The sequence below is a fragment of the Roseburia sp. 499 genome (assembly GCF_001940225.2).
Classification (GTDB): Bacteria; Bacillota; Clostridia; order Lachnospirales; family Lachnospiraceae; genus Petralouisia.
Genome location: NZ_CP135164.1, coordinates 801,491 through 827,176 on the forward strand (window position 1 = coordinate 801,491; position 25,686 = coordinate 827,176).

Sequence of the window (25,686 nt, forward strand, 5' to 3'; positions counted from 1 at the left end):
TATGTGCGGAATCGCGGGATTTTATCATAAAGAAAAGGATTACAGGGAACGGGCAGAATATTACCGTTCCCTTCTTACTGCCATGCATCAGGCGCAGTGGCATAGGGGACCGGATGATGAAGGAATTTATTTGTCCAGACATTGTGGGCTTTCACATAGCAGGCTTTCCATTATTGATATTCAAGGAGGGCATCAGCCCATGATACGAAGCAGGGACGGGCGAACCTGTGCAATTGTATACAATGGAGAATTGTACAATACAGCAGAATTGCGGCAAATGCTGCAAATAAGGGGATGCCAGTTTACCACAACTAGTGATACGGAAGTGATTCTTACCGGGGTCATGGAACTGGGGGTAGAATTTGTAAAAAAAATGAATGGAATTTTTGCATTTGCGTTATGGGATTCTAAAGGGCAGAAACTGTATTTGTTTCGAGATCCGATGGGAGTAAAGCCCTTGTTTTATACCTGGTGTGAAGAAGAATTGATTTTTGCATCAGAACTTAAGGGGATTTTTGCCCACCCCTTGCCAAAGCCTGAGGTAGATAGAGAAGGGTGGAATGAGATTTTCGGAATCGGACCGGCAAGGAGCGGTGGCTGTGGCGTTTTCAAGGGAGTCCATGAGGTACTGCCAGGAGAGTATCTGGTATGCACAAAGGATGGTTGTCACAGAGAAAAATATTGGAGGCTTCATAGTCATCCACATGAGGATGACTATGAAAGAACTGTGGAGAAAGTTTCTGAACTTGTTTATAGTGGTGTGGCAGGGCAAATGGTATCAGATGTACCAATTTGTACTTTTTTATCTGGGGGAGTGGATAGCAGTCTGGTGTCGTCTATTTGTGCGTCAGAACTGAAAAAACAGGGAAAGCAGCTTACCACCTTTTCTTTTGATTTTGTAGATAATGAGAAAAACTTCAGGAAAAATGATTTTCAGCCGTCCCAGGATCGTCCTTATGTAGAAAAGATGGTGGAATATCTGGGCAGTGAACATCATTTTCTGGAGTGTAGCAATGAACAACAAATTTCTATGCTGAAAGATTCTGTAAAGGCTCATGATTTGCCAGCTATGGCAGATGTGGATTCTTCTATGTTGTATTTTTGTTCTCAGGTAGCAAAGACTCATAAAGTGACACTGACGGGAGAATGCGCAGATGAAATATTTGGCGGCTATCCATGGTTTCATAAAAAAGAAATGCTAGAGTCAGGAACTTTTCCGTGGACTATGGACCTTGCACCGAGAAAGCAGCTCTTGACGGAGGAGTTTTTAGAATATTTAAAAATGGATGAGTATGTAGACGAAGCATATCATAAATCATTGGCGGAGGTGCCAAAATGTTCGGAGGATACAGAGGAAGAAGCAAGACGCAGGGAAATTTCTTATCTGAATCTAAAGTGGTTCATGCAGACATTACTGAATCGTATGGACCGAACCAGTATGTACTGTGGATTGGAGGCGCGGGTTCCCTTTGCAGACATTAGAATTGTGCAGTATGTGTGGAATGTGCCATGGGAAATGAAGACAAGGAACGGTGTGGTGAAAAATCTTCTACGACAGGCTGGACAGGGAAGATTGCCGGAGGAAGTATTGTTTCGCAGGAAATCCCCGTATCCTAAGACCTATGACCCGAAGTATGAAAAACTTTTGAAAAGTATGTTCCAGGAAATGCTTGAGGATTCCAATGCTCCGGTATTGCGTTTTCTGGATAAGAAGAAACTTCAGAACTTCATGAAACAGTCTTCGGATTATGGAAAGCCATGGTATGGTCAGCTGATGGCAGGACCTCAGATGCTGGCGTATTTATTTCAGGTGAATGAGTGGATGAAGATGTATTTTCCTAAGTTCGTTGTCTGAGGTTTTTCCTTCTTCTGCAAAGAACCTGATACATAAAATCGGATTTTTATATGAATCCACACTTTTAGTTCTTCTATACAGCAGCAACAAGAATGTTAGATAAGGGTATGCCAAAAGAACTCGGACAGATATACATTTAAGCCCGTGTTTCTCTTTCCTCAGACATCTTTCTGGCATACCCATTCATTCTTTTATGCTGCTGTAAGAAGAACACAAAGTGTTCCACATATGAAAATCCGATTTTTTGTATTCAGCTTCGGCTGCAAGAAGGGAAAAACTGAGTTTCGAATTAGGAAAATTTTCAAAATCTATTGACAATTCGTATTTACGTGCTATAATACAATCAAACATATGAATAAATGTTCAAATGATAAAACAAAGAATAATAAAAGGAAAGGAAGTAAATATTATGAAAAAGACTTATAAAATTGATGTAGATTGTGCAAACTGTGCAAATAAGATGGAGGAAGCTGCTAAGAATACAGCAGGTGTAAAGGATGCAACTGTAAACTTTATGACACTTAAGATGATTGTAGAATTTGAAGAAGGACAGGAGCCAAAGGCAGTAATGCAGGAAGTGTTGAAGAACTGCAAAAAGGTAGAGGATGATTGTGAGATTTTCCTATAAGAATGGGAGGGATATCTATGAACAAGAAGCAAAAGAAAGTTTTTATACGAATCATTATAGCAGCAACATTGCTGGTGATTTTGTCGTTCGTTCCGATAAAGGGATATGTGAAATTTGCATTATATATGGTTCCGTATCTGGTAATCGGTTATGATATTTTGAAAAAAGCGTTTAAGGGAATATTAAATAAACAGGTATTTGATGAAAATTTTCTTATGGCAGTTGCAACTGTAGGGGCGATTGCTTTAGGAGACTATAAAGAAGGTACTGCCGTAATGCTGTTTTACCAGATTGGAGAATTGTTCCAAAGCTATGCAGTTGGTAAAAGCAGAAGAAATATCAGTGAACTTATGGATATTCGTCCGGATTATGCCAATGTAGAAAAGGACGGAAAACTGGAAAAGGTAGACCCGGACGAGGTGGAGATAGGGTCAATTATTATCGTTCAGCCAGGAGAAAAAATACCGATTGATGGTATTATTACAGAAGGAAATAGTACATTAAATACCAGTGCACTGACTGGAGAAAGCCTTCCAAGAGAAGCAGTAGCCGGAGATGAAGTGATTAGTGGATGTATCAACATGACAGGTGTACTTAAGATTCAGACTACAAAGGAATTTGGAGAATCTACGGTTTCTAAGATTCTTGATTTAGTGGAGAATTCCAGCTCAAAGAAGTCAAAATCAGAGAACTTTATTTCCAGATTTGCTAAGTACTATACTCCGGCAGTTTGTTATGGTGCCTTGGCGTTGGCAATCTTGCCGCCATTAGTGCGGATGCTCGCATTAGGAATGACACCGGAATGGGGCGTTTGGGTATATCGTGCATTGACTTTCCTGGTTATTAGTTGCCCATGTGCATTGGTTATCAGTATTCCGTTAAGTTTCTTCGCGGGAATCGGAGGAGCCAGTAGAGAAGGCGTTCTGGTAAAGGGTTCTAATTATTTGGAGACACTTTCTAAGACAAAGTATGTAGTATTTGATAAAACCGGTACCATGACCCAAGGAGTATTTGAAGTCAGTGGTATTCATCACAATGAAATGGAAGATGAGAAGTTGTTAGAATATGCGGCTTTGGCAGAAAGTTCTTCTTCTCATCCAATCAGTAAGAGTTTGCAAAAGGCATATGGAAAGCCGATTGACAGAAGTAGGGTGACAGAGATAGAGGAAATCAGTGGAAATGGTGTGACGGCAAAGGTGGATGGTGTTGCAGTTGCAGCAGGTAACGCGAAATTGATGGAACGTCTTGGAATTGTATACAAGGAATGCCATCAGGTAGGAACTGTAGTGCATATGGCGGTGAATGGTGTCTATGCAGGCCATATTCTGATATCTGATATTTTAAAACCTCATGCAAAGGATGCCATTCATGCATTGAAGCAGGCAGGCATCACAAAGACAGTTATGTTGACTGGAGATGCTAAGAATGTAGCAGAGAAAGTGGCAGATGAATTGGATATTCAGGAAGTGTACAGCGAACTGCTTCCGGCTGATAAGGTGACAAAAGTAGAAGAACTCCTAAGTAAAAAGGGTGAAAAGGCAAAACTTGCTTTTGTCGGGGATGGAATTAATGATGCGCCGGTTCTGTCCAGAGCAGATATTGGTATCGCAATGGGAGCTCTTGGTTCCGATGCGGCTATTGAAGCGGCAGATGTTGTATTAATGGATGATGATCCGTTAAAAATTGCAAAGGCAATTAAAATATCCAGAAAGTGTATCCGCATTGTGTATGAGAATATTTACTTTGCCATAGGAATCAAGGTGATTTGTCTGATTTTGGGAGCTCTTGGTATTGCAAATATGTGGCTGGCAATTTTTGCAGATGTAGGTGTTATGGTAATTGCAGTTTTGAATGCCATTCGAGCATTATTTGTAAAGAAACTGTAGATGGAAGGCGGTGAAGGAATGGCTGAAAAGGAAACAGAGTGTTGCGAATCTTATGAGGTTCATGAGAATCTTTTGAAAATTGTAAATAAAACCATGCCGGAGGAAACGAAGCTTTATGATTTGGCAGAGTTGTTTAAGGTATTTGGTGATTCTACCAGAATCCGGATTCTGTTTGTATTGTTTGAAGCAGAGGTGTGCGTATGTGATTTGGCACAGGTCTTAAATATGACTCAGTCTGCGATTTCTCATCAGTTACGAATCTTAAAGCAGAATAAGTTGGTAAAGAGCCGAAGAGAAGGAAAGTCTATTTTTTATTCTCTTGCAGATGAACATGTGCGGACTATTATAGCACAAGGATGTGAACACGTTGAGGAAGAATAAAGGCAAGTTATAGTAGAAAATCCCCCTTATCTATGCTAGAATGAACTCATATCAAGGAGGAATTATTATGTTAGAAGTAGGAATCAAAGGATATCAGGAATTTGTTGTAGCCGAAAAGGATACAGCAAAGGTTCATAAGAGTGGAACATTAGATGTTTTAGCAACTCCGGCTATGGTTGCATTAATGGAAGAGACTGCATGGAAGAGTGTGGCAGAAAAATTAGAGGATGGAATGGGAACTGTAGGTACTAGTTTAAATATAAAGCATCTTGCGCCAACTCCGGTAGGAATGAAGGTATGGTGCGAGTCCTTGTTGAACGAAGTAGACGGTAGAAAATTGGTATTTTCAGTAGATGTTTTTGATGAAACAGGAAAAGTTGGTGAAGGAATCCATGAACGTTTCATTATTGAAGAAGAGAAGTTCCAGAAAAAGGCAGATAAGAAGAAAGAAAAATAGAAGTGACTAGTATTATGAAGAAAAATCAACAAATGTCAGAATCTGTTTTCGTAGCAGCCTTTTTATGTTTGTCCGGTGGATTTCAGGATGCCTATACCTTTTTTAATCGAGGAGAGGTATTTGCCAATGCACAGACCGGAAATATGGTTTTAATGGGAACAAGTTTTGCAACAGGAGATTATCATACAGGAATACGTTACCTTCTTCCTGTTCTTGCGTTTGCGGCAGGAGTTTATGTGGCAGAACGTATTCGTAGACATTTTAAATATTATGAAAAAATGCATTGGAGACAGCTCATTGTGATTATGGAGATTCTCTTTTTATTCGGCGTAGGATGGATGCCACAAAAGATGAATCTTGTAGCGAATGTGCTGGTCTCCTTTGTCTGTGCTATGCAAGTACAAAGTTTCCGTAAGGTAAAGGGAAATGCCTATGCCAGTACCATGTGTATTGGAAATTTACGGACAGCGACAGATATGTTGTGTAGCTATCATGTAACAAAAGATAAACGGTTATTGAATAAAAGTTTTTTATATTTTGTATTTATAGGAATCTTTATTGTAGGAGCAGCTTTTGGTAGTGTTCTGGCAAAGATTATAGGAGAGCGGGCAATATGGATTTCCTGTGCACTGTTATTGATGGCATTTTTTGTTATGTTTATACGAGAGGATGTAGAACATAAGGCGTTGTAGAAACCTTAATATAGGAGGAACATGTGAAATTACCAAGAATTATGCTGGCGGCACCCGCAAGCGGAAGTGGAAAAACATTAATAACATGTGGATTATTGCAGCTGCTGGTGAATCGGGGAAAGAAACCAGCGGCTTTTAAATGTGGACCGGATTATATTGACCCGATGTTTCATAGGAAAGTAATTGGAACACCATCTAAGAACCTTGACACCTTTTTTACAAAAGAAAATGAGACGAGATATCTGTTTGGAAAAACAGCAGAACAGGCGGATATTTCAGTTCTGGAAGGTGTTATGGGGTTTTATGATGGTATCGGTGGAGTTACGGACGGGGCTTCTTCTTATGAGCTTGCAAAAGTGACAAATACGCCGGTTGTTCTGATAGTAAATGCGAAGGGAATGAGTCTTTCGGTAGTTCCGTTTATTAAGGGATTTTTGGAATATCGGAAGGATAGTCATATTCAGGGAGTTATCCTAAATCAGACTACAAAAATGACATATTTGTTATTAAAAGAGCAGATAGAACAGGAACTTGGAATTGTAGTATTAGGATATGTGCCAAAGTGTCCGGAACTTACTATAGAAAGCCGTCATTTGGGATTGGTGACACCGGATGAAATCACAGGCTTGCAGGAAAAATTGCAGCAATTGGCAGAACTTCTGGAGGAGACTCTGGATGTGGAAAAAATATTGCAACTGGCAGATGATGCAGAAGTGTTAGAGTGGGAAACACCAGAGATTCCGAGGTTGGAAAAGAAGAGGGAACAAAAAACGCCAAGAATTGGTATAGCAAGAGATGAAGCATTTTGTTTCTGTTATCAGGATAATCTGGAATTGTTGCAAGAAATGGGTGCGGAGCTGGTAACCTTTTCGCCACTGCATGATGAAACACTTCCTTCGCATCTGGATGGTATGATTTTTTATGGAGGATATCCCGAACTTTATGCAAAGCAGTTAAGCCAAAACAGTTCTATGAAAAAGCAAATAAAAGAGGCTGTTTTAAACGGGATGCCTTATCTTGCAGAATGTGGTGGATTTATGTATCTTCAGGAAATGATGGAGGACATGGAAGGTAGAAAATATCCCATGGTAGGTGTGATAAAGGGACAGGCTTATTCAACAGAAAAGCTGGGAAGATTCGGATATATTACGCTTACTGCAAAGGAAGAAGGGCAATTGTTACAAATAGGAGAGTCCATGAAAGCACATGAATTTCATTATTTTGATACGACTAATAATGGAACGGCTTATCAAGCGAAAAAGCCGCATGGAAACCGAGAATGGGATTGTATCAATGGAACGGAAAATTATGCAGCAGGATTTCCGCATCTGTATTATTATTCTAATCCTAAGTTTGCATTCCGATTTTTGCAAAAATGTGTAGAATGGAGTCAGGAAGGATGAGAAAGATGACATTAGAAGAGTGCGTGAAAGAAATAAAACCGGTAGATAAAGCGGCAATGAAGGCATGTGAAAAACGTTGGGATTCCATTGCAAAGCCTTTAAAAAGCCTTGGAAAAATTGAAACAAATTTGACACAAATTGCAGGAATTCAGAGAACGGCAGCAATTCATATGAATAAAAAAGCGTTGGTAGTTATGTGTGCTGATAATGGTGTGGTAGAAGAAGGAGTGACACAGACCGGACAAGAGGTCACAGCCATTGTAGCGGAGAACTTCTTGGATGAAAAGTCTTGTGCAGCCATTATGTGCAAAGATACGGGAACAGACATTTTACCAATTGATATTGGAATGGCAGTAGATACGCCAAGGGTAGAAAAACGCAAGATTGCTTATGGAACGAAGAATCTGGCAAAAGAGCCGGCTATGACAAGAGAAGAAGCAGTACGTGCTATAGAAACAGGAATTCAGGTTGTATCAGAGCTGAAAGAAAAGGGATATGACATAATTGCTACCGGAGAAATGGGAATTGGAAATACCACTACCAGCAGTGCGGTAGCAAGTGTTTTGCTAAGCCAGCCAGTAGAAGCAGTGACTGGAAGAGGTGCAGGGCTTGACAGTGCAGGTCTTAAGCGAAAAATAGAAGTAATAAAAAAGGCAATAAAGCAACATCAACCTAACCCGAAGGATGCAGTCGATGTGTTAGCAAAGGTGGGAGGATTTGATATTGCAGGATTGGCAGGGGTCTATTTAGGCGGAGCTGTTTATGGTATTCCTGTCATAGCAGACGGTTTTATTTCCAGTGTTGCAGCGCTTGTAGCTATTCGTATAGAACCGATGGTGCAGGATTATGTACTCGCCTCCCATGTATCTAAGGAGCCGGCAGGAGCCATGTTGCTAGAGGCAATTGGCAAATCTCCAAGCCTTACCTGTGATATGTGTCTGGGAGAAGGAACCGGAGCAGTTGCGCTATTTCCATTGTTAGATATGGGAGTACATATTTACGAGAAAATGAGCACGTTTGCTCAGATTGACATTGAGGAATATGTACCACTAGATTAGGAGAAAATTATGATAATATTTATCATTGGTGGAAGCGGAAGTGGAAAATCAGAATATGCAGAACAGCGGGCAGTAGAACTAAGACAGGAGAATCCTGATGCAGAACTTGTTTATGTGGCAACTATGGAACCAATGGATGTGGAGAGCGGAAAACGGATAGAACGTCATCGACGCATGCGCGACGGAAAGGGATTTACCACCCGGGAGTGTTACACACATCTGGAAGAGTTAGAGGTAAAAAGTCAGGAAATTGTGTTGTTGGAATGTCTGTCTAATCTTACTGCAAATGAGATGTTTTCAGCAGAGGGACGGAAAGAACAGACCGTATCTGCAATAAAAACGGGAATAAATCGTCTCATAGAGCAAAGTAAAGATGTGATTGTGGTAGGAAACAATGTATTTGAAGATGGGATAACGTATGATGAAATGACAGAAGAGTATTTACGTCAGATGGCGGAACTTCACAAATTTCTAGCGGAACAGGCAGATGAAGTCATTGAAGTTATTTGCAAAATTCCGGTGTTCTGGAAGGGAGAAAAACATGAAGTACATTAATGCATGTATCATTGCCTTTGCCATGTATTCCAAGATACCCATGCCAAAGGCAGATTGGGAAAAGGAAAATATGAAATATGCCATGTGCTTTTTTCCATGGGTAGGAACTGTGATAGGAGCATGTTTCTGGCTTTGGGGCTATTTTGCAGGAAAAATTCCGGTTGGGCAGATTTTGTATGCTGTGGTACTTACGTTGATTCCGGTGCTGATAACCGGAGGAATTCATTTGGATGGTCTTTTAGATACGGCAGATGCGTTAAGTTCCTATCAGCCCAAAGAGCGACGTTTGGAAATTTTAAAAGACTCCCATACAGGAGCTTTTGCTATTATCGTGTGTTGTATATATTTTCTGGCATATTTTGGATTTATATCAGAGATTACTCAAAAAGGAATTCCGGTGGTAGCAGCGGGATTTTTCTTAAGCAGATGTTTGAGTGGATTTGCAGTGACATCATTTCTATGTGCAAAGGATAGCGGATTGGCGGCAACTTTTGCTAATGGCGCAGATAAAAAGCATGTAAGAGTTGTATTGGTGTTAGAAGGACTAATTGCAGTAGGAATTATGTTGTGGCTCAGTATTCCACTAGGAAGCGTGGCAGTCTTCGCAGCATTGTTGACATTTCTCTGGTATCATCATATGTCTGTGGAAAAGTTCGGAGGAATCACCGGAGACTTGGCAGGATGCTTCTTGCAGATTTGTGAATTGATGATACTGATAGCTGTAGTTGTAGTGGAAAAACTAATATAGCAGGGAGGAAAAGACATGATAGTGATTACCGGAGGAGCTTATCAGGGAAAACTGGAGGTGGCGAAAAATCTTTGTAAAAAGAAGAATCCAGTAATTGCGGAGGGAGAAAGTGCCAGTCAGAAGGAATTAGAACAGGCAGATATTATTGCACATTTTCATTTGTATATCAAAAGGTTGATGGAAGAAGGGGGAGTACCTGAAAATCAGGTGCAGGAGTTGATACAGAAAAATCCGACAGTCATTCTGGAAATTACGCAATTAGGGTGTGGAGTCGTACCCATGGAGGCATTTGACAGAAGTTATCGGGAAAAAGTAGGAAGAATTAGCTGTCAACTTGCAGAAACAGCAGAAGCAGTATATTTGGTAAACTGTGGAATTTCAAAGAGATTAAAATAGTCACAAAAGAGAAGAGTCGAGCATACATATGAAAAAAAGGAAAGAATTATTTTCAAAGATGAAGGAGAAGTGCAGAAGTATAAAGCAACGCTTTTGTAATTTTACGGAAAGAAATTGGAAGAATACCGGAAAGCTTTTATATTGGATAGCAATTTTGTTATTTAGCATTTCCACGGGAGTGATGACAGGGACTTTTATGAAGCCTGCATGGGTTGGAAGTTTACTAGTGAGTGTGATTACCTTTGGGATTACCATTCTTGCTTTCTGGTTGGCAAAAAAGATAGCGAAGCTTGTGTTACGAAATGATATCACAGAGTTTCTGAGTTGGTTATTGCTCTGCCTGGTGTGTGTAGATGTAATGACAGGAGAGACTGGTGCTGCAGGAGAGACAGAGAGTACAGTTTTTGCTATTCTGTTCAGTTTGGTGCTAGCTTTATTTTTAAAAAGTATCTGGGCACTTTTTCATCATAAAGTACATACAAAAACCATTTTTATTACGCTATTTCTTACTGGGGTACCAGTGATTGCAGTTGTGGCACTCCTTTGCATAGGAGGATTTTCGGATACTTATATTGCAGCGTATCAGAAACTGACAACGGTAGAAAACTTAACGGAACAGGAAAAAGTGGATATTGAAAAGGACATGGAAAATGGACCTTACACAGTGAAAACTGTGACCTATGGAACTTCCGGTGAAGAAGATGTTTTGTCTGCAACGGCAGATATTAGCAGATTTGCTCAAAATGATGGGATAAGTGGATTTTTGAAGGAACAATATCAAGGATATTCTATGAAAGAAGTTCCTATGGCCGGAATCATTTGGTATCCGGAAGAAAGAGAGAATTGTCCGACACTTTTTATGATACATGGAAATCATGATTGGATTACTGATTCATATATGGGATATGAATATCTGGGAACGTATCTTGCTTCTCATGGATATGTGGTAGTATCGGTAGATGAAAATGCTTGTAATGGATTGTCAGGTGAAAATGACGGACGAGCAGTACTATTACTGGAGAATATGAGACAAGTAGAGCAGTTTAATGAACAGAAGGAAAATCTTTTGTATGGTAAAATGGATTATGAGAATCTTGCATTGGCAGGGCACTCCAGAGGTGGAGAAGCCATTGCAGAAGCATATCTGTTTAATGAGTTGAGTTATTATCCGGACAATGGAAACCGTACGTTTTCCTGGAACTTTTCCATTAAGTCCCTTATTGCTATAGCACCGGTGGAGGGGCAGTATCAGCCGGCTGACCGGGAAGTGGAACTTACGGATGTGAATTATTTACTGATACATGGAGCAAATGACCAGGATGTTGATACATTTATGGGAATGAGACAATATGAAAATATTAGTTTTACCGGAAAAAAGGATTGCATCAAGAGTTCGTTGTATGTAGCAGGTTTAAATCACGGGCAGTTTAATTCTTTATGGGGAAAATATGATTCCTCAGAACCGATAAATCGTATTTTAAATGTAGAGAATTTTCTCTCACAGGAAGAACAACAGCAAATAGCAAAAATATTTGTAAAGACTTTTTTAGATAAAACATTGGAAAATAAAGAAAACAGCAATACGGAACTTCTGGTTGATTGTCAGAAATATCAGGAGATTCTACCACAAACTTTATATGTTCAGTCTTATGCTACCTCTGATGCAGTTACTTTATGTAATTTTGAAGAGGATGTCAGACTGGAGACGGGAAGCCTTGAAGGGGTTAAGATAAGGGCCAAAAGTGTAAATGGCTGGCGGGAAGAAGAGTTGGATTTTTCCTCTGGGAGCTCTAGAGAAAATTATGCAGTTGTCCTAAAATGGGAAGACCAGCAGGGAGAGCCACAGATTATTTTTTCTCTGCCGGAGGCAGAATGGAACAGTAACAGTTTACGATTTGATATTATGAATCTGGAGGAAGATTTTGAAGCGGAAGAAGCGCAGCTTCTAGAGGTAGAAGTGATTGTTACGGATGCAGAAGGGAAAAAGGCAAGTGTAAAGGCAGAGGATTATGTTGCTGTTTATCCGGCATTTCCTGTTCGGCTGAACAAGCTGCAATATTTGTTTGGTTCCGCAGAATATAAGCATCAGTTCCAGACAGTTTCTATTCCGTTTACGGATTTTGAAGGAATAGATGTAACGAGAATTACGGATATTACATTGCAATTTTCACAGAAGAGTGGAAACGTAGCAATTGACAATGTAAAATTGTCGCAATACTAGGAATAAAAGAAAGGCTGATAATATAATGGATTTATTTATCTGTTCTACCATTGCATTGTTTTTCGGGATTCTTCTGGATTTTATTTTAGGAGATCCTCATGGATGGTGGCATCCGGTGATTGGAATTGGAAAAATAATTACAAAGACGGAAAAGATAGTACGAAGTATTTTTCCAAAAACAAAAAAGGGTGAACGTGTTGGGGGAATTGTACTGGCAGTTGTAGTTATTTTGTTGTCAGTAGCAATCCCGGCAGTTTTATTGTATGCAGCTTATTGGATACATCCGATAGTAGGAATGGTGTTAGAAGCAGTTATGTGTTATGCCATGCTGGCAGCAAAGTCTTTAAAAACAGAGAGTATGAAAGTGGCAGATGCATTGGAACAGGACGGACTGGAAGCAGGAAGAAAAGCAGTATCCATGATTGTAGGAAGAGACACAGAGCGTCTGGATGAAACAGGAGTCATAAAGGCAGCGGTAGAAACCGTGGCAGAAAATACTTCAGATGGCGTAATTGCACCACTGATTTTTATGGGAATCTTTGGGGCGTTGGGAGGATTTTTCTATAAGTCTATTAATACCATGGACTCTATGATAGGGTATAAAAATGAAAAGTATCAATATCTGGGAACTGCGGCAGCTAAGTTAGATGATGTGGTGAATTTTATTCCGGCACGCATCAGTGCAATGATGATGATATTGTCCGCATTTTTATGTGGTATGGATGGAAAAGGAGCCTTTCGGATATTCAAAAGAGACCGCTATAATCATGCCAGTCCAAACTCCGCGCAGACGGAATCGGTAATGGCAGGAGCACTTGGTGTTCAATTGGCAGGAGATGCATGGTATTTTGGTGTAAAGCATGAAAAGCCGACGATTGGGGATGCAAAACGTACGGTGGAGCTTCTGGATATCAGAAGAAGTAATCGGCTTATGTATGCGACTACTGTATTGACAGCGTTGGTAGTAATGGGAATACGAATATTTTTGATATTTGCAAATATTTCATTTTAAAGTATAATCGTGGAGTCCGAAGAGAAAAATGATGAGAATTAAAAGTATCGCATGTATTGTAGTATGTATAGGAATGCTTGGAATAGCAGGATGTAGCACAGATAAAACACCAATTAGTAAGATACCTATGAAAGTTCAAATGGTACGGTAAAGACAAGTAAAAATGTTGGGAATTATGCGAGCTATAAGCTTTCGGCATAGGATATTATCTTAGAATAAACAAAATGATTTTGATGAATAGTTAGATTAAACTAAAAATAAGCAAAGTGATTACCGAAATAAGCAAAGTAATTTTGATAAATAGTGGAATAAGCAAAGTGATTTAGTAAAATTATTTTGCTTATTTTGTTTATTTGTAATAGAATAAAAAATAACATTATGGAAGAACAGGGAAAGAAGAAAGGAAAAATCATGCATAAACACGGCGGAGATATTTACAGCCATCCCAATTTTATAGATTTTTCAGCTAACATTAACTTTCTGGGAGTGCCGGAATCTATCATGGAAGCTGCAAAACATGCATTAGGCAAGGTAGTACATTATCCACAACCAGGGAGTGTTAGGCTGTGTCAGGCTGTGGCAGAAATGGAAAAGGTAAAGGAGTCACAGATTATTTGCGGAAATGGTGCAGCAGATGTGATATTTTCTTTGGTATTGGCAGAAAAGCCTAAGAAAGCACTGATTCCCGTTCCTACCTTTCAGGAATACGAGCAGGCACTTTTGAGTGTGGATTGTCAGGTAAAGGCAGTAAAGTTTTCTAAGGAAGATTTTCTGGAAGAAATTGCAGAGGATATAGACATGGTATTTTTCTGTAACCCCAATAATCCTACAGCAGTGATACAGGAACGAGAATATTTATTGCGACTGTTACAAAAATGCAATAAAACCGGAACAAGACTTGTGGTAGACGAGTGCTTCTTGGACTTTATTTTAGGTGCAGAAGATATTACTATGAAACCGTTTTTGGAAGAGAATTCTAATTTGTTTATTGTGAAAGCTTTCACAAAGATATTTGCAATACCGGGAATACGTCTTGGATATGGTTTGTCTTCTGATAAGAGATTGTTAGAAAAGATGCAGCAGGTAACACAGCCGTGGAATGTATCAGTTATCGCACAGGAAGCAGGAATTGCAGCCACCAAGGAAAATGAGTTTATAGAAAGAACCAGAACAGCAGTAGAAGAAGAAAAACAGTATTTACTGCAGGAATTGCAGCAACTCCCGGTGGAAGTATATGGACATGCGGCAAACTTTATCTTTTTTCATGCAATGCAGGGATTAGATGAAAAGCTGGAACAGCGGGGAATTCTGATACGAAATTGCAGTAATTTCCGTGGATTGAAAGAGGGATGGTATCGTATTGCAGTACGCAGCAGAGAAGAGAATCAGGCACTGTTGAGAGAAATGCGAGAAATTTTGATTTGATAAAATATATTTAAAGGGAGAGAAGGAATATGGATATCAAAGAGAGAATGCACAGTACAAAATTGTATAATCCGGGAGACGAGGAATTACTGAAGGAACAGAATGGTTATCTGGATAGGTTATACGACTTTAATATGACACGCCCAACGGAACCGGAAAAGCGGGAAGCAATGTTAAAGGAAATGTTTGCGGAAATTGGCGAGGGATGCTACATAGAACCCCCATTTCATGCAAACTTTGGGGGAAAACACGTTCATTTTGGCAGTCACATTTATGCGAATTTTAATCTTACTATGGTTGATGATACCCATATTTATGTAGGGGATTATACCATGATTGGACCGAACGTAACTATAGCAACTGCCGGACATCCTATTAATCCGGAGCTTCGCCGGAAAGGCTATCAGTATAATGCCCATATACATATTGGAAAGAACTGTTGGCTTGGCGCGGGAGTAGTTGTATTGCCGGGAATCACTATCGGAGATAATGTAGTGGTTGGTGCCGGAAGTGTTGTGACTAAGGATTTGCCGTCTAATGTGGTTGCAGCAGGAAATCCATGTAAAGTACTTCGGGAAGTAAGTGAACACGATAGGACATATTATTTTAAGGATAAAAAGATAGAAAAAGAGTTTTTTGAGGAGTAAACAGGAGAAAAGTATGAGAACGAATATCTTGACAAGTATGTTTCCGAAAGGATTTCCAGATTGGTTTGTGAAACAATTAGAAAAGAGAATAGCAAAGCGAGAACACTTAGTGATGGTTGCATCAGAATTTGAAAAAAATCATGATATGACAGATTATTATTCTAAGATGTTCGCTGATATGTTTCAGGAGGCAGGGATTGAATTTGAACATATTCATATTGTGGACAGTAGAATGACGAAAAAAGAAATGAAAGATACCATACAATTAGCTGATGTGTTGTGGCTTTCCGGTGGAGATACGCCGGTGCAGTATGATTATTTCAAAAAATACGAGTTAATACCGGTAATACAGGAGTATGATGGAATTGTAATTGGTATGAGTGCAGGAGCGATTAATATGGGAAAAACAGCAGTTTGTTCCCTAACATGCCAACATATGGAACAGATAATATATGAAGGTTTAGGGTTGGTGGATATATCCGTAGAACCTCATTTGGATAGTCAGAATGTTTCGCAAGAATTATTAGAGGTTTCTAAGAAATATTCCCTTTATGGAATGTGTGATGACAGCGTAATAATCAGTGAAAATCATAACTTAACCTATTTTGGTGATATTTTTTTGATTGAAAATGGTGTTGTAAAACAATTATCTAAGGCATAAAGTTTGGAGGAAATCAATGGCAAAATCAATTATGATACAAGGTACTATGTCTAATGTGGGAAAGAGTCTAATCGCGGCAGGATTGTGTCGGATTTTTAAACAGGATGGTTATAAGGTAGCGCCTTTTAAATCTCAGAATATGGCATTGAATTCCTATATTACAAAGGAAGGACTCGAAATGGGGCGTGCTCAGGTGGTGCAGGCAGAGGCGGCAGGAGTAGAGCCATCTGTTTTCATGAATCCTATTTTGCTGAAGCCTACCAATGACATAGGTTCTCAGGTAATCGTGAATGGAGAAGTAATAGGGAATATGAGTGCCCGTGAATATTTTGCCTATAAAAAACAGTTGATTCCGGAAATTTTAAAGGCATATGAGAACCTGGACAAGGAATACGACATTATCGTAATTGAAGGAGCGGGTTCTCCGGCAGAAATCAACTTAAAACAGGATGATATTGTTAACATGGGTATGGCAAAAATGGTAAAGGCACCGGTACTTTTAGTAGGAGATATTGATCGGGGCGGTGTTTTTGCACAATTAGTTGGAACGATTATGCTGTTGGAAGATGATGAAAAGGCAATGATAAAAGGAACTATCATTAACAAATTTCGGGGCGACAAGACTATTTTAGATCCGGGAATTGAGATGCTGGAAGAAATGACCAAAATTCCGGTGGTAGGAGTAACTCCATATATGCAGGTAGATATTGAAGACGAAGATAGCCTTAGTGAGAGATTTGCCCGCAAAAACAGTCAAGGTGTGGTAGATATTGCGGTAATACGTTTACCAAGAATTTCTAATTTTACAGATTTTGCAGTGTTAGAAGGAATGGCGGAAGTAAATCTGCGGTATGTAGACAGAGTCGAAAAATTGGGAAATCCTGACATGATTCTGCTACCGGGAACGAAGAATACCATGGCAGACTTAAGGTGGTTGCGGGAGAGTGGACTGGAAGCAGCCATCTTAAAAGCACAGCAGAAGGGAACAGTAATTTTTGGAATCTGTGGTGGATATCAGATGCTAGGGGAACTGCTAGAAGATCCGGAAGGAGTAGAAGAAGGGGGAACGTTACGAGGGATGGGACTTTTACCTGCAAAGACAATATTTACAGTGGAAAAAACAAGAACAAGGGTATCTGGTGAGATTCAGCAGTTTTCTGGTATGTTTCAGAGGCTTTCAGGGAAAAAACTAGAAGGTTATGAGATTCATATGGGGGTTACCAGCATCAATGGAAAAGCAGAAAGTTTTTCTATTATTTCGGAAGAAGGAAAGGTTTCAAAATCTGATGGAGCATGTATTGAAAATGTGTATGGAACTTATGTGCATGGCATTTTTGATGAAGATGGAATTGCAGAGGAACTGGTGCGGATTTTAGCAGAAAAGAAAGGGATTTATCTGGAAGAACAGCAAAATGTGGATCGCCATGCACATAAGGAGTCACAGTACGATTTATTAGCAGATACACTGAGAAAATATTTAGATATGGATAGGGTATATGAAATCCTGTTATAGATATTAGGTAAAATTTGTAAAAGTTTTATAAAAAACTTTACTATGTTACAATGAGTGTATATAATATGGGATATAAGATGGTTTATAAGAAATACGATAAAGGAGAGGTTACTTTGAAAAGAGAAGAAATATTTAAAAATAGAAGCATAAAAGAAAAAGTGATGGACACTATTATGCTGATAATACGTATGTATATACTTAGTATTAGTGTGGCAATTGCAGGATTTATATTAATAAAATTGGTGCCTTCCACAATGGAAGTTGCTATTATGGCAATATGCATTGTGATTCTTTTGGGGTTAGGAGCTGCTAGTATTATTCTTACTTTGCGACAGGCAAAATTGCTGATAGACTATATTGTAAATCCTGTTAAGGAATTAGATAACGTAGCACAAAATTTTTCAAATGGAGTATTCAATGTAGAAGTGAACTATGGTGCAGAAGATGAGATTGGAAATTTGGTAGAAAGCTTTCGAAAGTCAGGAGAGACATTGCATCGGATTGTTGTTGATTTAAATCAGATTCTGGCAGAGCTTGCAGAGGGAAATTATACAGTACAATCACAGTGCAAAGAGTCATATGTAGGAGAATTTGAGTCCGTTATGGAGAATTTGGTAGATACTGTGCAGCGTATAAGTGGTACACTTCATTTAATTAGAGAGTCTTCCAATCAGGTAGCAACAGGTTCGGAGCAACTTGCAATTAGTTCACAGGATTTGGCAAAGGGAGCTACAGATCAGGCTGTTGCGGTTGAAAGTCTGGTAGAGAATGTTGCAGAGGTTACAGACCAGGTTGTTGCTAATAGCCAGTCTACAGATATTGTACACGATAAGGCAAAAGAAGTAGGAAGAGAAGCAAATGTCAGTCAGAATAAGATGCGTGAACTGATGGAAGCCATGGAACGGATTTCTACGACTTCAAATGAGATTGAAAGCGTTATTACAGAAATCGAAGGAATAGCTTCACAAACAAATCTGTTATCATTGAATGCATCTATTGAGGCGGCAAGAGCAGGAGAGGCAGGTAAGGGATTTGCAGTTGTTGCAGAGCAGATTCGTATGTTAGCGGAGAATAGTGCGAAATTCGCAGAAACCTCCCGACATTTATTAGAGGCAAATCAAGTAGAAGTAGAACGAGGAAATGAAGTAACAAGCCAGACGGCTGAATCTTTAAATCGAGTGATTGAAGAATTAGATATAATTATTGGAGAAGTAGCGAATATTCGGATTTCATCTGATAAGCAGGCAGTCTCAGTAAAGAAGATAGAAGAAAGAGTAAAGCAGATTGGTGATGTAATACAAACGAATTCAGCGGCATCTCAGGAAACTTCTGCAACCAGTGAGGAATTATCTGCAGAAACGATATCATTAGATGAATTGGTCGGAAGATTTAGATTGATTGATAAGGCATAATAGCTGTAGTATGAAATGGAAAAACAGGTGTTTATGATGTAAAATAATACAATCATAAGCATCTGTTTTTATTGTGACAGGAATATAGATGTGCTAAAATGTGAGAGATAAGGTGAAATATATAAAAGCCAGGAGGTAAATAAAATGATAAAGCATATTGTAATGTTTAAATTAAAGGAAGAAGCAAATGGGAAAACAGCACAGGAAAATTTGGAAGGAGCATTAGAGCTTTTAAAGAACTTTGAGCAGGAGATTCCTTCTTTGGTACATTTTGAAGCAAGAACCAATTCTGCAGAAGCACCGGAAAGTAATTATGAATTAGCATTAGTTTGCGATTTTAATAATATTGAAGGATTAAATGAATATCAGGTGCATCCGGTACACAAAAACTTTGGAGCATATATTACACCTGTAAGAGAAAGCAGAGCATGCATTGATTATGAGTATTAATCAGGGGCTTATTCATATTTACGAAGGCGATGGTAAAGGGAAGACAACTGCAGCAGTAGGACTATGTATTCGTTTCGCCGGAACCGGAGGAAAAGTTCTGTTTACCCAGTTTTTGAAACGAAATGATTCCGGAGAGTTAAGCATTTTAGAGCAGATAGAAAATATCTGCCTTTTGCGATGTGAAAAAAACTTTGGATTTACGTTTCGCATGACACCGGAGCAAAAACAGGAGGCGGCAGGGTATTATAACGCTCATTTAGAAAAAGCACTGAAAGAAGCAATGGAGCAACATGTGGGACTGTTAGTGCTGGATGAAGTGTTAGATGCTTACAACAGTGACATGATAAAGCATGAAGTTCTTTTAAAGTTTTTGCAAGAGAAGCCACAGGAATTAGAAGTAGTATTGACCGGGCGAAATCCGGCAGAAGAGTTGCTGGAGCTTGCGGATTATGTCACTTATATGGAAAAGAAAAAGCATCCTTATGATGAGGGAATTGGTGCACGAAAAGGAATAGAGTTGTAAGGAATAAAAATATGAAGACAAAATTAGAGCAGGTACTTCCGCAGAAAATTGAAAAGCGTAGCTTCGAGATTATTACGGAAGAACTGGGAGACAAAAAAATAGAAGAAAAGTATGCACCCATTATCAAGCGCGTGATTCATACAACGGCAGACTTTGAGTATGCGGATAATCTGGTGTTTTCAGAGGGCGTGTTGGAACAGGCATTATCTGCATTACAAAACGGTGCCTGCATTGTAACAGATACCCAGATGGCAAAGGCGGGAATTAATAAACATGCATTAGCAAAGCTTGGGGTTGAGATTTATAATTTTATTGCAGATGAAGATGTGGCAAGGATTGCAAAAGAAAATGGAACCACCCGGTCAGTTGCATGTATTGACAAGGCGGCAGCATTGGGAAAGCCGGTTATTTTTGTAATAGGAAATGCACCTACTGCATTGGTACGGATTTATGAACTAGTACAGGAGGGAAAGTTAAAACCAGAGCTGATTATCGGAACTCCGGTAGGGTTTGTAAATGTAGTTCAGTCAAAAGAAATGATTATGGAATTAGATGTTCCATATATCATTGCAAAGGGAAGAAAGGGAGGCAGTAACGTGGCAGCCGCCATTGTGAATGCTTTATTATACATGATTTATGAACGTTAAGATGGCAGGAATTGATTTTACCATGGCACAAATCAATGTGAGACAGTGTTTTGCTTTTACTAAGAATGCAATGACCATTGCCATGGAAAAAATAAAAGAGGACAAAAGAATAAAAGGGTGTGTGATACTTTCCACTTGTAACCGGATGGAATTGTGGCTGAGTCTTTCTGAGGGCGTGGAATTGGATTTGCCTACCTATATTTGCGGTCTGAAGGAATTGAATGCGGAAGAATACAAAAAATTTCTGAAAGTTAGAGAAGGAAAAGAAGCAATTGGTCATTTGTTTTTCTTGAGTGCGGGTATGAAATCCCAGATTGTGGGAGAAGACCAGATATTGACGCAGGTGAAGGAAGCAGCAGCTTTTTCAAGAGAACAGGAATGCATGGATCATGTGTTGGAAGTGCTGTTTCGTATGGCAGTGACCGCAGGAAAACAGGTGAAGACAGAGGTGCCGATGGATAAGGCAAACTTTTCCGCGGCACATCAGGCGATACATTTTCTGAAAGAACAGGGAGTAACCTTTGAAGGGAAAAAGGCATTGGTTATCGGAAATGGTGAGATGGGAAAGATTACAGCTCAGGCGCTCATGGAGGAAGGTGCAGATGTGACAGTAACTGTGCGCCAATACCGCAGTGGTGTAGTAAATATTCCGCAGGGAGCAAAGCGAATCAATTATGGAGAACGTTATAGCTATATACCGGAATGTGATTTTGTTTTTTCTGCAACAGCAAGTCCGAATCTTACCATAACAAAAGAGGAATTAGAGAACTGTAACATACAAAAGTCTCAGATATATGTAGATTTGGCAGTGCCGAGAGATATGGACGAAGACCTGAGAGCGTTAAAAGATATTGAGTTATACGATATAGATTCTTTTCATTTAGAACACCAGTCAGAGCAGATGAAACAGCAGCTTCGTCAGGCAGAGGATATTTTGAACCAATATATGAAGGAATTTTATGATTGGCAGGAAAGTAGGGACTTAGTACCGAGGATTCAACAGATTGGAGAGTCCTCGGGGCAGGAATTTTGTTGGCGCATGGAAAAGGAATTGAAGCATATTGCGTTAAAAGAAGAAGAAAAAGAAGTCTTGCGTGGACAGATGGAACAGACGACAGCGAAAGTGGTGGATAAGTTGCTTTTTGCATTGCGAGATCAGGTGGATACAGATACTTTAAGACAGTGTGTGGAAATATTAGAACAGGTGTATGAATAAATATTAAGAGTGGAGAAAATGTATGATAAGAAAAGCACAACCACAAGATGCTTCCCGTTTGGCGGAGATATTAGTATTTGCAAAAAGAACTGCATACAGACCAATATTTCGAAATGATGAAGTATCTTTTAATGATATACAGGTATTGGATATTGCATTGGAATATCGTGATAATGCAGAACGTTTAAAAGATGTATATGTGTTTGATGATGGAATTGTAAAGGGAATGATGAGTTGGAATTGTTTTTCTGATAGCGGGAAAGAGTTGGAATTGAAAGAATTGTATGTAGATACTTTTTTTCAAAATCAGGGAATCAGAAAGAAACTGTTGGACAATTTTTTAGAACATGCGAAAGAACAGAAAGTTTCCAGCGTATTTTTGTGGGTGCTTGAAAAGAATCAACATGCAAGAAAGTTCTATGAGCAGCAGGGATTTTATTTTGAAGGGACCAAAGAGTTAGAACCTGGAACAACAGAATATATTTGTTTGTATAAAAAAGAAATATAGAACAAGGAGAAGGCAGATGCATTTTATATATTGTCCGCATTGCGGAGAAAAACTGGTAAAAAAAGAAATTGGTGACGAGGGACTCATTCCTTATTGTAATAACTGTCAAACACCTTTATGGGATATGTTCACCACATCCATTATCTGTGCAGTTGTAAATGAGTATAATGAGATTGTCTTACTGCGACAAGAGTATGTTTCTACTACAAAACATGTATGTGTTGCCGGAATCATGCAGTTGGGAGAAAGTGCAGAGGAAACTGTAAAAAGAGAGGTAAAGGAAGAACTTGGGTTGGATGTACTGCGTTTACAATATATTCGTAGCTATGTGTATGAGAAAAAAGAGATGCTGATGCTTGGGTTTAAAGTAGAGGTAAAAAAAGCAGAGTTTCAGTTGTCACAAGAGGTGGATGCAGCAGAATGGGTAGCGTATGAAAATGCTTTGGACAAATTAAGGGAAGGAAGCATCGCTTGGCAGTTAGTGAAGGAAGTGTTAGGATAAGTTAATTATGCATTCGCTATAAAGAATTTTGGAGAGAGCAGGAGCACATATGAATACATATTTTCCATTATTTATTAATTTAAAAGAAAGAGAAATCGTCGTTTTTGGTGGAGGGGCCATTGCCACTAGGAGGGTGAAATCCTTACTTCCTTATGGTGCTAAAATACGGGTAGCGGCACCGGAAATTTCGGAAGAATTGCAGGAACTTGCGAAAGAGAAGGATAATCTTACTTTAGAATATCGCAAATATAAACCAAGTGAGTTGCAAAAACCGGATTTTGTATTGGCGGCAACAGATGATGAAAGAGTAAATACCATTATTTTCCGTGAATGTCGCCACAAAGGAATTATGGTAAATGTGTCTTCTGATAAGGAAATGTGTGACTTTTTCTTTCCGGGAGTAGTACAGCAGGGAGACATTACGGTAGGAGTTACTGCAAATGGGAAGAATCATAAAAAAGCGGCAGAAGTAACAAAACAGATTCGAAAATTGCTGGAGGAAGAAAAATATTGAAAACGACAAAAATCGGAACCAGAGAAAGTAAACTTGCTGTGATTCAGGCAGAAATGGTTGCAGATTATATTAGAAAAAACTGCAAAGAGATAGTACCGGAATTAGTAAAAATGAAGACTACCGGAGATAAAATTTTAAATAAAACACTAGATAAAATAGGTGGAAAAGGATTATTTGTCAAGGAATTGGATGTGGCACTCTTAGAGGGACGCAGTGACATTTCTGTGCATAGCTTAAAAGATATGCCAATGGAAGTCTCAGAAGAATTGCCGTTATTAGGTTTTTCAAAAAGGGAAGACCCACGAGATGTATTAGTACTTCCGAAAGGGAAAAAGGAATTGGATCAAACTTTGCCATTGGGGTGTTCCAGTGCTAGACGAATCATTCAGTTGAAGAAAATCTTTCCGGATATGGATGTCAAAAGTGTCCGTGGAAATGTGTTGACCCGTTTGGAAAAATTAGATAGAGGAGAATATAGCGGACTTATCCTTGCAGCAGCCGGATTAAAACGTTTGGAATTAGAAGAACGCATTAGCCGATATTTTACCACAGATGAGATGATTCCTGCGGCAGGACAGGGGATTCTTGCGTTACAGGGAAGACAGAACGAAGACTATTCCTATTTGACAGAGTTTTATGATGAAGAAAGTACCTATTGTGCGTTGGCAGAGAGAAGCTTTGTGCGTACATTGAATGGTGGATGCAGTTCCCCTATTGCAGCATATGCGGTGGTAGAGAATGGACTGTTAAGATTGACTGGATTATATGCCGTAGAGGGAAGCAGTGATTATGTGACCGGACAGATAGAGGGAAACATGAAAGAGGCAGAAGAATTAGGAGCAAAATTAGCAAGACAATTAAAAGAGGAAAAAATATGATAGGAAAAGTATATTTAGTAGGAGCCGGTCCTTCCGATGTGGGACTTCTTACCATCAAAGGAAAAGAAATATTGGAAAAAGCTCAGGTAGTAGTATATGATCGATTAGTTGGTGCCGGAATTCTGGCATTGATTCCACAGGAAGCGGAAACGATTGATGTGGGAAAGCGAGCTGGTAATCATACCATGCCGCAGGAAGAAATCAATCAGGTATTACTGAAAAAGGCACAAGAAGGAAAACAGGTGGTGCGCTTAAAGGGAGGAGATCCTTTCTTATTTGGGCGCGGTGGCGAAGAGTTAGAATTGTTAGTAGAAAATGATATTCCATTTGAAATTATACCGGGAGTTACTTCTGCTATTTCTGTTCCGGCATATAATGGAATTCCTGTAACACATCGGGATTTTACTTCATCCTTGCATATTATTACAGGGCACAAAAGACAGGGCGAACAGCTGAAACTGGATTTTGAAGCATTAGTGCGTCTCAATGGGACATTAGTGTTCCTGATGGGAGTGTCTGCTCTTTCTGATATTTGTAACGGACTGCTTGGGGCTGGAATGGAATCAGATATGCCGGCGGCAATTTTGCAGCAGGGAACAACTGCAGGGCAGAAGAAAATCATTGCTACGGTATCTACGTTAGCAGAAGAAGTAGAAAAGCAAGGCATACAGACTCCGGCAATCATCGTAGTAGGAAAGGTATGTGCACTTGGAAACAGTTTTGGATGGTATGAAAAGAAACCATTGTTTGGAAAAAGGATTCTTGTCACCAGACCAAAGGAACGAAGTGGAACTTTATGTGGAAAATTACGGGAAAATGGAGCAGAAGTTGTGGAAATGCCTACGATAAAGACGGTTCCCATTTCAGAAAATAAATCACTAAAAAACACGTTGGAAAGACTGGGAGAATATGACTATTTGGTATTCACATCTCCTGCCGGAGTAAAAGTATTTTTTGATGAACTAAGAGAATGCAGAATGGATATTCGTTCTCTTGGTACGGCCAGAATTGCAGCGATTGGAAAGGGAACTCAAAAAGAACTGGAAGAACGAGGACTAATCTGCGACTTGGTACCGGAAATTTATGATGGAGAGCATTTGGGCATTTTATTGGGAGAAACAGCAAAAGATGGAGAAAAGATTTTGATTCCAAGAGCAGCAGAAGGAAATCAGCAGTTGATTCAGGAGATAGAAAAGAGAACAAAGGCTGAGATTACGGATTTGCCAATTTATGAAACCGTATATGAGACAGCAAGATTTGAGCCGGAGCATGTGGATATGACGGTATTTACCAGTGCATCTACGGTAAAAGGGTTTGCACAGGCAATACAGAATTTAGATATAAAAGAGATATCGGCAGTCTGCATCGGAAAGCAGACAGAAGCGACTGCGAAAGCACTTGGAATGAGAACAGTGACAGCAAAAGAAGCTACAATTGATAGTTTGGTAGAATGCTGTATTCAGAATTATACTGACAGATAAAATGTTAATGAAAAAGA

The 25,686-nt window shown here is 39.3% G+C and carries 27 protein-coding genes; all 27 read left to right on the forward strand.

Annotated elements, in window-relative coordinates; genetic code table 11:
* The first annotated feature begins 1 nt into the window (after position 1).
* The 27 genes from asnB (at position 2) to cobA (ending at position 25,669) form a co-directional block, all read left to right on the forward strand.
* Entirely contained in the window at positions 2-1,855 is a 1,854-nt protein-coding gene (gene asnB, locus BIV20_RS04055; RefSeq protein ID WP_075718358.1) for an asparagine synthase (glutamine-hydrolyzing), read from the forward strand.
* Between the two features lie 409 nt (positions 1,856-2,264).
* Positions 2,265-2,483 (forward strand): cation transporter, encoded by a 219-nt coding sequence (locus tag BIV20_RS04060; protein ID WP_075718360.1) that lies wholly within the window; start codon positions 2,265-2,267, stop codon positions 2,481-2,483.
* A 17-nt stretch (positions 2,484-2,500) separates the two neighbouring features.
* Positions 2,501-4,369 carry a heavy metal translocating P-type ATPase gene (locus BIV20_RS04065; protein ID WP_075718362.1) on the forward strand — a complete coding sequence of 623 codons (1,869 nt, stop codon included), beginning with the start codon at positions 2,501-2,503 and terminating at the stop codon, positions 4,367-4,369.
* An 18-nt stretch (positions 4,370-4,387) separates the two neighbouring features.
* Positions 4,388-4,750 (forward strand): ArsR/SmtB family transcription factor, encoded by a 363-nt coding sequence (locus BIV20_RS04070; RefSeq protein WP_075719162.1) that lies wholly within the window; start codon positions 4,388-4,390, stop codon positions 4,748-4,750.
* Between the two features lie 67 nt (positions 4,751-4,817).
* Positions 4,818-5,207: a thioesterase family protein gene (locus BIV20_RS04075; protein ID WP_075718364.1), complete on the forward strand. Its 390-nt coding sequence runs from the start codon at positions 4,818-4,820 to the stop codon at positions 5,205-5,207.
* A gap of 14 nt (positions 5,208-5,221) precedes the next feature.
* Positions 5,222-5,899, forward strand: coding sequence for a YoaK family protein (locus BIV20_RS04080; RefSeq protein WP_075718366.1), 678 nt, complete (start codon positions 5,222-5,224; stop codon positions 5,897-5,899).
* Between the two features lie 23 nt (positions 5,900-5,922).
* Complete coding sequence (locus BIV20_RS04085) at positions 5,923-7,302, forward strand: cobyrinate a,c-diamide synthase (protein ID WP_075718368.1); 1,380 nt, start codon at positions 5,923-5,925, stop codon at positions 7,300-7,302.
* 5 nt (positions 7,303-7,307) lie between these two features.
* Positions 7,308-8,360 (forward strand): nicotinate-nucleotide--dimethylbenzimidazole phosphoribosyltransferase, encoded by a 1,053-nt coding sequence (gene cobT, locus BIV20_RS04090; protein ID WP_075719164.1) that lies wholly within the window; start codon positions 7,308-7,310, stop codon positions 8,358-8,360.
* 9 nt (positions 8,361-8,369) lie between these two features.
* On the forward strand, positions 8,370-8,915 hold the full coding sequence (locus BIV20_RS04095; protein ID WP_075718370.1) for a bifunctional adenosylcobinamide kinase/adenosylcobinamide-phosphate guanylyltransferase: 546 nt from the start codon (positions 8,370-8,372) through the stop codon (positions 8,913-8,915).
* Positions 8,902-9,663, forward strand: a complete 762-nt coding sequence (gene cobS / locus BIV20_RS04100; protein ID WP_075718372.1) for an adenosylcobinamide-GDP ribazoletransferase — start codon at positions 8,902-8,904, stop codon at positions 9,661-9,663. The genes BIV20_RS04095 and cobS overlap by 14 nt, the downstream gene beginning before the upstream one ends.
* A 15-nt stretch (positions 9,664-9,678) precedes the next feature.
* Positions 9,679-10,059, forward strand: coding sequence for a bifunctional adenosylcobinamide kinase/adenosylcobinamide-phosphate guanylyltransferase (locus tag BIV20_RS04105; protein ID WP_075718374.1), 381 nt, complete (start codon positions 9,679-9,681; stop codon positions 10,057-10,059).
* 28 nt (positions 10,060-10,087) lie between these two features.
* Positions 10,088-12,280, forward strand: coding sequence for an alpha/beta hydrolase family protein (locus BIV20_RS04110; protein ID WP_075718376.1), 2,193 nt, complete (start codon positions 10,088-10,090; stop codon positions 12,278-12,280).
* Between the two features lie 25 nt (positions 12,281-12,305).
* The gene (cbiB, locus tag BIV20_RS04115; protein ID WP_075718378.1) at positions 12,306-13,292 is read left to right on the forward strand and encodes an adenosylcobinamide-phosphate synthase CbiB; all 987 of its coding nucleotides are present in this window, start codon (positions 12,306-12,308) and stop codon (positions 13,290-13,292) included.
* 378 nt (positions 13,293-13,670) lie between these two features.
* Complete coding sequence (gene cobD / locus BIV20_RS04120) at positions 13,671-14,717, forward strand: threonine-phosphate decarboxylase CobD (RefSeq protein ID WP_242939777.1); 1,047 nt, start codon at positions 13,671-13,673, stop codon at positions 14,715-14,717.
* A 29-nt stretch (positions 14,718-14,746) separates the two neighbouring features.
* The gene (locus BIV20_RS04125; RefSeq protein WP_075718380.1) at positions 14,747-15,364 is read left to right on the forward strand and encodes a sugar O-acetyltransferase; all 618 of its coding nucleotides are present in this window, start codon (positions 14,747-14,749) and stop codon (positions 15,362-15,364) included.
* Positions 15,365-15,377: 13 nt separating this feature from the next.
* On the forward strand, positions 15,378-16,025 hold the full coding sequence (locus tag BIV20_RS04130) for a Type 1 glutamine amidotransferase-like domain-containing protein (RefSeq protein WP_075718382.1): 648 nt from the start codon (positions 15,378-15,380) through the stop codon (positions 16,023-16,025).
* A 16-nt stretch (positions 16,026-16,041) separates the two neighbouring features.
* Entirely contained in the window at positions 16,042-17,538 is a 1,497-nt protein-coding gene (locus tag BIV20_RS04135) for a cobyric acid synthase (RefSeq protein WP_075718384.1), read from the forward strand.
* A gap of 65 nt (positions 17,539-17,603) precedes the next feature.
* Positions 17,604-18,950, forward strand: a complete 1,347-nt coding sequence (locus BIV20_RS04140; protein ID WP_242939778.1) for a methyl-accepting chemotaxis protein — start codon at positions 17,604-17,606, stop codon at positions 18,948-18,950.
* A 144-nt stretch (positions 18,951-19,094) separates the two neighbouring features.
* Positions 19,095-19,400, forward strand: coding sequence for a Dabb family protein (locus BIV20_RS04145; RefSeq protein ID WP_075718386.1), 306 nt, complete (start codon positions 19,095-19,097; stop codon positions 19,398-19,400).
* The gene (locus BIV20_RS04150; protein WP_075718388.1) at positions 19,390-19,923 is read left to right on the forward strand and encodes a cob(I)yrinic acid a,c-diamide adenosyltransferase; all 534 of its coding nucleotides are present in this window, start codon (positions 19,390-19,392) and stop codon (positions 19,921-19,923) included. The genes BIV20_RS04145 and BIV20_RS04150 overlap by 11 nt, the downstream gene beginning before the upstream one ends.
* 11 nt (positions 19,924-19,934) lie before the next feature.
* A complete protein-coding gene (locus BIV20_RS04155; protein WP_075718390.1) occupies positions 19,935-20,570 on the forward strand; it encodes a precorrin-8X methylmutase in 636 nt (211 codons plus the stop codon).
* Positions 20,560-21,786: a glutamyl-tRNA reductase gene (hemA, locus tag BIV20_RS04160; RefSeq protein WP_075718392.1), complete on the forward strand. Its 1,227-nt coding sequence runs from the start codon at positions 20,560-20,562 to the stop codon at positions 21,784-21,786. Before BIV20_RS04155 ends, hemA begins: the two co-directional genes overlap by 11 nt.
* A 22-nt stretch (positions 21,787-21,808) precedes the next feature.
* Positions 21,809-22,294, forward strand: a complete 486-nt coding sequence (locus BIV20_RS04165) for a GNAT family N-acetyltransferase (RefSeq protein WP_075718394.1) — start codon at positions 21,809-21,811, stop codon at positions 22,292-22,294.
* A 16-nt stretch (positions 22,295-22,310) separates the two neighbouring features.
* Positions 22,311-22,796, forward strand: coding sequence for an NAD(+) diphosphatase (locus BIV20_RS04170; protein WP_075718396.1), 486 nt, complete (start codon positions 22,311-22,313; stop codon positions 22,794-22,796).
* A gap of 49 nt (positions 22,797-22,845) precedes the next feature.
* Positions 22,846-23,310, forward strand: a complete 465-nt coding sequence (locus BIV20_RS04175; RefSeq protein WP_075718398.1) for a precorrin-2 dehydrogenase/sirohydrochlorin ferrochelatase family protein — start codon at positions 22,846-22,848, stop codon at positions 23,308-23,310.
* Positions 23,307-24,188: a hydroxymethylbilane synthase gene (gene hemC / locus BIV20_RS04180; protein ID WP_075718400.1), complete on the forward strand. Its 882-nt coding sequence runs from the start codon at positions 23,307-23,309 to the stop codon at positions 24,186-24,188. Before BIV20_RS04175 ends, hemC begins: the two co-directional genes overlap by 4 nt.
* Entirely contained in the window at positions 24,185-25,669 is a 1,485-nt protein-coding gene (gene cobA / locus BIV20_RS04185; protein ID WP_075718402.1) for a uroporphyrinogen-III C-methyltransferase, read from the forward strand. The genes hemC and cobA overlap by 4 nt, the downstream gene beginning before the upstream one ends.
* Positions 25,670-25,686: the final 17 nt, after the last annotated feature.

Bases quoted from the DNA above. Each gene is read 5' to 3' on its own strand.
- hemA (WP_075718392.1), top strand. From the start codon at position 20,560: ATGAACGTTAAGATGGCAGGAATTGATTTTACCATGGCACAAATCAAT.
- BIV20_RS04075 (WP_075718364.1), top strand. From the start codon at position 4,818: ATGTTAGAAGTAGGAATCAAAGGATATCAGGAATTTGTTGTAGCCGAA.
- BIV20_RS04105 (WP_075718374.1), top strand. From the start codon at position 9,679: ATGATAGTGATTACCGGAGGAGCTTATCAGGGAAAACTGGAGGTGGCG.
- BIV20_RS04135 (WP_075718384.1), top strand. From the start codon at position 16,042: ATGGCAAAATCAATTATGATACAAGGTACTATGTCTAATGTGGGAAAG.
- BIV20_RS04125 (WP_075718380.1), top strand. From the start codon at position 14,747: ATGGATATCAAAGAGAGAATGCACAGTACAAAATTGTATAATCCGGGA.
- BIV20_RS04070 (WP_075719162.1), top strand. From the start codon at position 4,388: ATGGCTGAAAAGGAAACAGAGTGTTGCGAATCTTATGAGGTTCATGAG.
- cobS (WP_075718372.1), top strand. From the start codon at position 8,902: ATGAAGTACATTAATGCATGTATCATTGCCTTTGCCATGTATTCCAAG.
- BIV20_RS04130 (WP_075718382.1), top strand. From the start codon at position 15,378: ATGAGAACGAATATCTTGACAAGTATGTTTCCGAAAGGATTTCCAGAT.
- BIV20_RS04095 (WP_075718370.1), top strand. From the start codon at position 8,370: ATGATAATATTTATCATTGGTGGAAGCGGAAGTGGAAAATCAGAATAT.
- cobT (WP_075719164.1), top strand. From the start codon at position 7,308: ATGACATTAGAAGAGTGCGTGAAAGAAATAAAACCGGTAGATAAAGCG.
- BIV20_RS04140 (WP_242939778.1), top strand. From the start codon at position 17,604: ATGGGATATAAGATGGTTTATAAGAAATACGATAAAGGAGAGGTTACT.
- BIV20_RS04175 (WP_075718398.1), top strand. From the start codon at position 22,846: ATGAATACATATTTTCCATTATTTATTAATTTAAAAGAAAGAGAAATC.
- BIV20_RS04155 (WP_075718390.1), top strand. From the start codon at position 19,935: ATGAAGACAAAATTAGAGCAGGTACTTCCGCAGAAAATTGAAAAGCGT.
- BIV20_RS04065 (WP_075718362.1), top strand. From the start codon at position 2,501: ATGAACAAGAAGCAAAAGAAAGTTTTTATACGAATCATTATAGCAGCA.
- BIV20_RS04150 (WP_075718388.1), top strand. From the start codon at position 19,390: ATGAGTATTAATCAGGGGCTTATTCATATTTACGAAGGCGATGGTAAA.
- BIV20_RS04080 (WP_075718366.1), top strand. From the start codon at position 5,222: ATGAAGAAAAATCAACAAATGTCAGAATCTGTTTTCGTAGCAGCCTTT.
- cbiB (WP_075718378.1), top strand. From the start codon at position 12,306: ATGGATTTATTTATCTGTTCTACCATTGCATTGTTTTTCGGGATTCTT.
- BIV20_RS04165 (WP_075718394.1), top strand. From the start codon at position 21,809: ATGATAAGAAAAGCACAACCACAAGATGCTTCCCGTTTGGCGGAGATA.
- BIV20_RS04060 (WP_075718360.1), top strand. From the start codon at position 2,265: ATGAAAAAGACTTATAAAATTGATGTAGATTGTGCAAACTGTGCAAAT.
- cobD (WP_242939777.1), top strand. From the start codon at position 13,671: ATGGAAGAACAGGGAAAGAAGAAAGGAAAAATCATGCATAAACACGGC.
- asnB (WP_075718358.1), top strand. From the start codon at position 2: ATGTGCGGAATCGCGGGATTTTATCATAAAGAAAAGGATTACAGGGAA.
- cobA (WP_075718402.1), top strand. From the start codon at position 24,185: ATGATAGGAAAAGTATATTTAGTAGGAGCCGGTCCTTCCGATGTGGGA.
- BIV20_RS04170 (WP_075718396.1), top strand. From the start codon at position 22,311: ATGCATTTTATATATTGTCCGCATTGCGGAGAAAAACTGGTAAAAAAA.
- BIV20_RS04110 (WP_075718376.1), top strand. From the start codon at position 10,088: ATGAAAAAAAGGAAAGAATTATTTTCAAAGATGAAGGAGAAGTGCAGA.
- BIV20_RS04145 (WP_075718386.1), top strand. From the start codon at position 19,095: ATGATAAAGCATATTGTAATGTTTAAATTAAAGGAAGAAGCAAATGGG.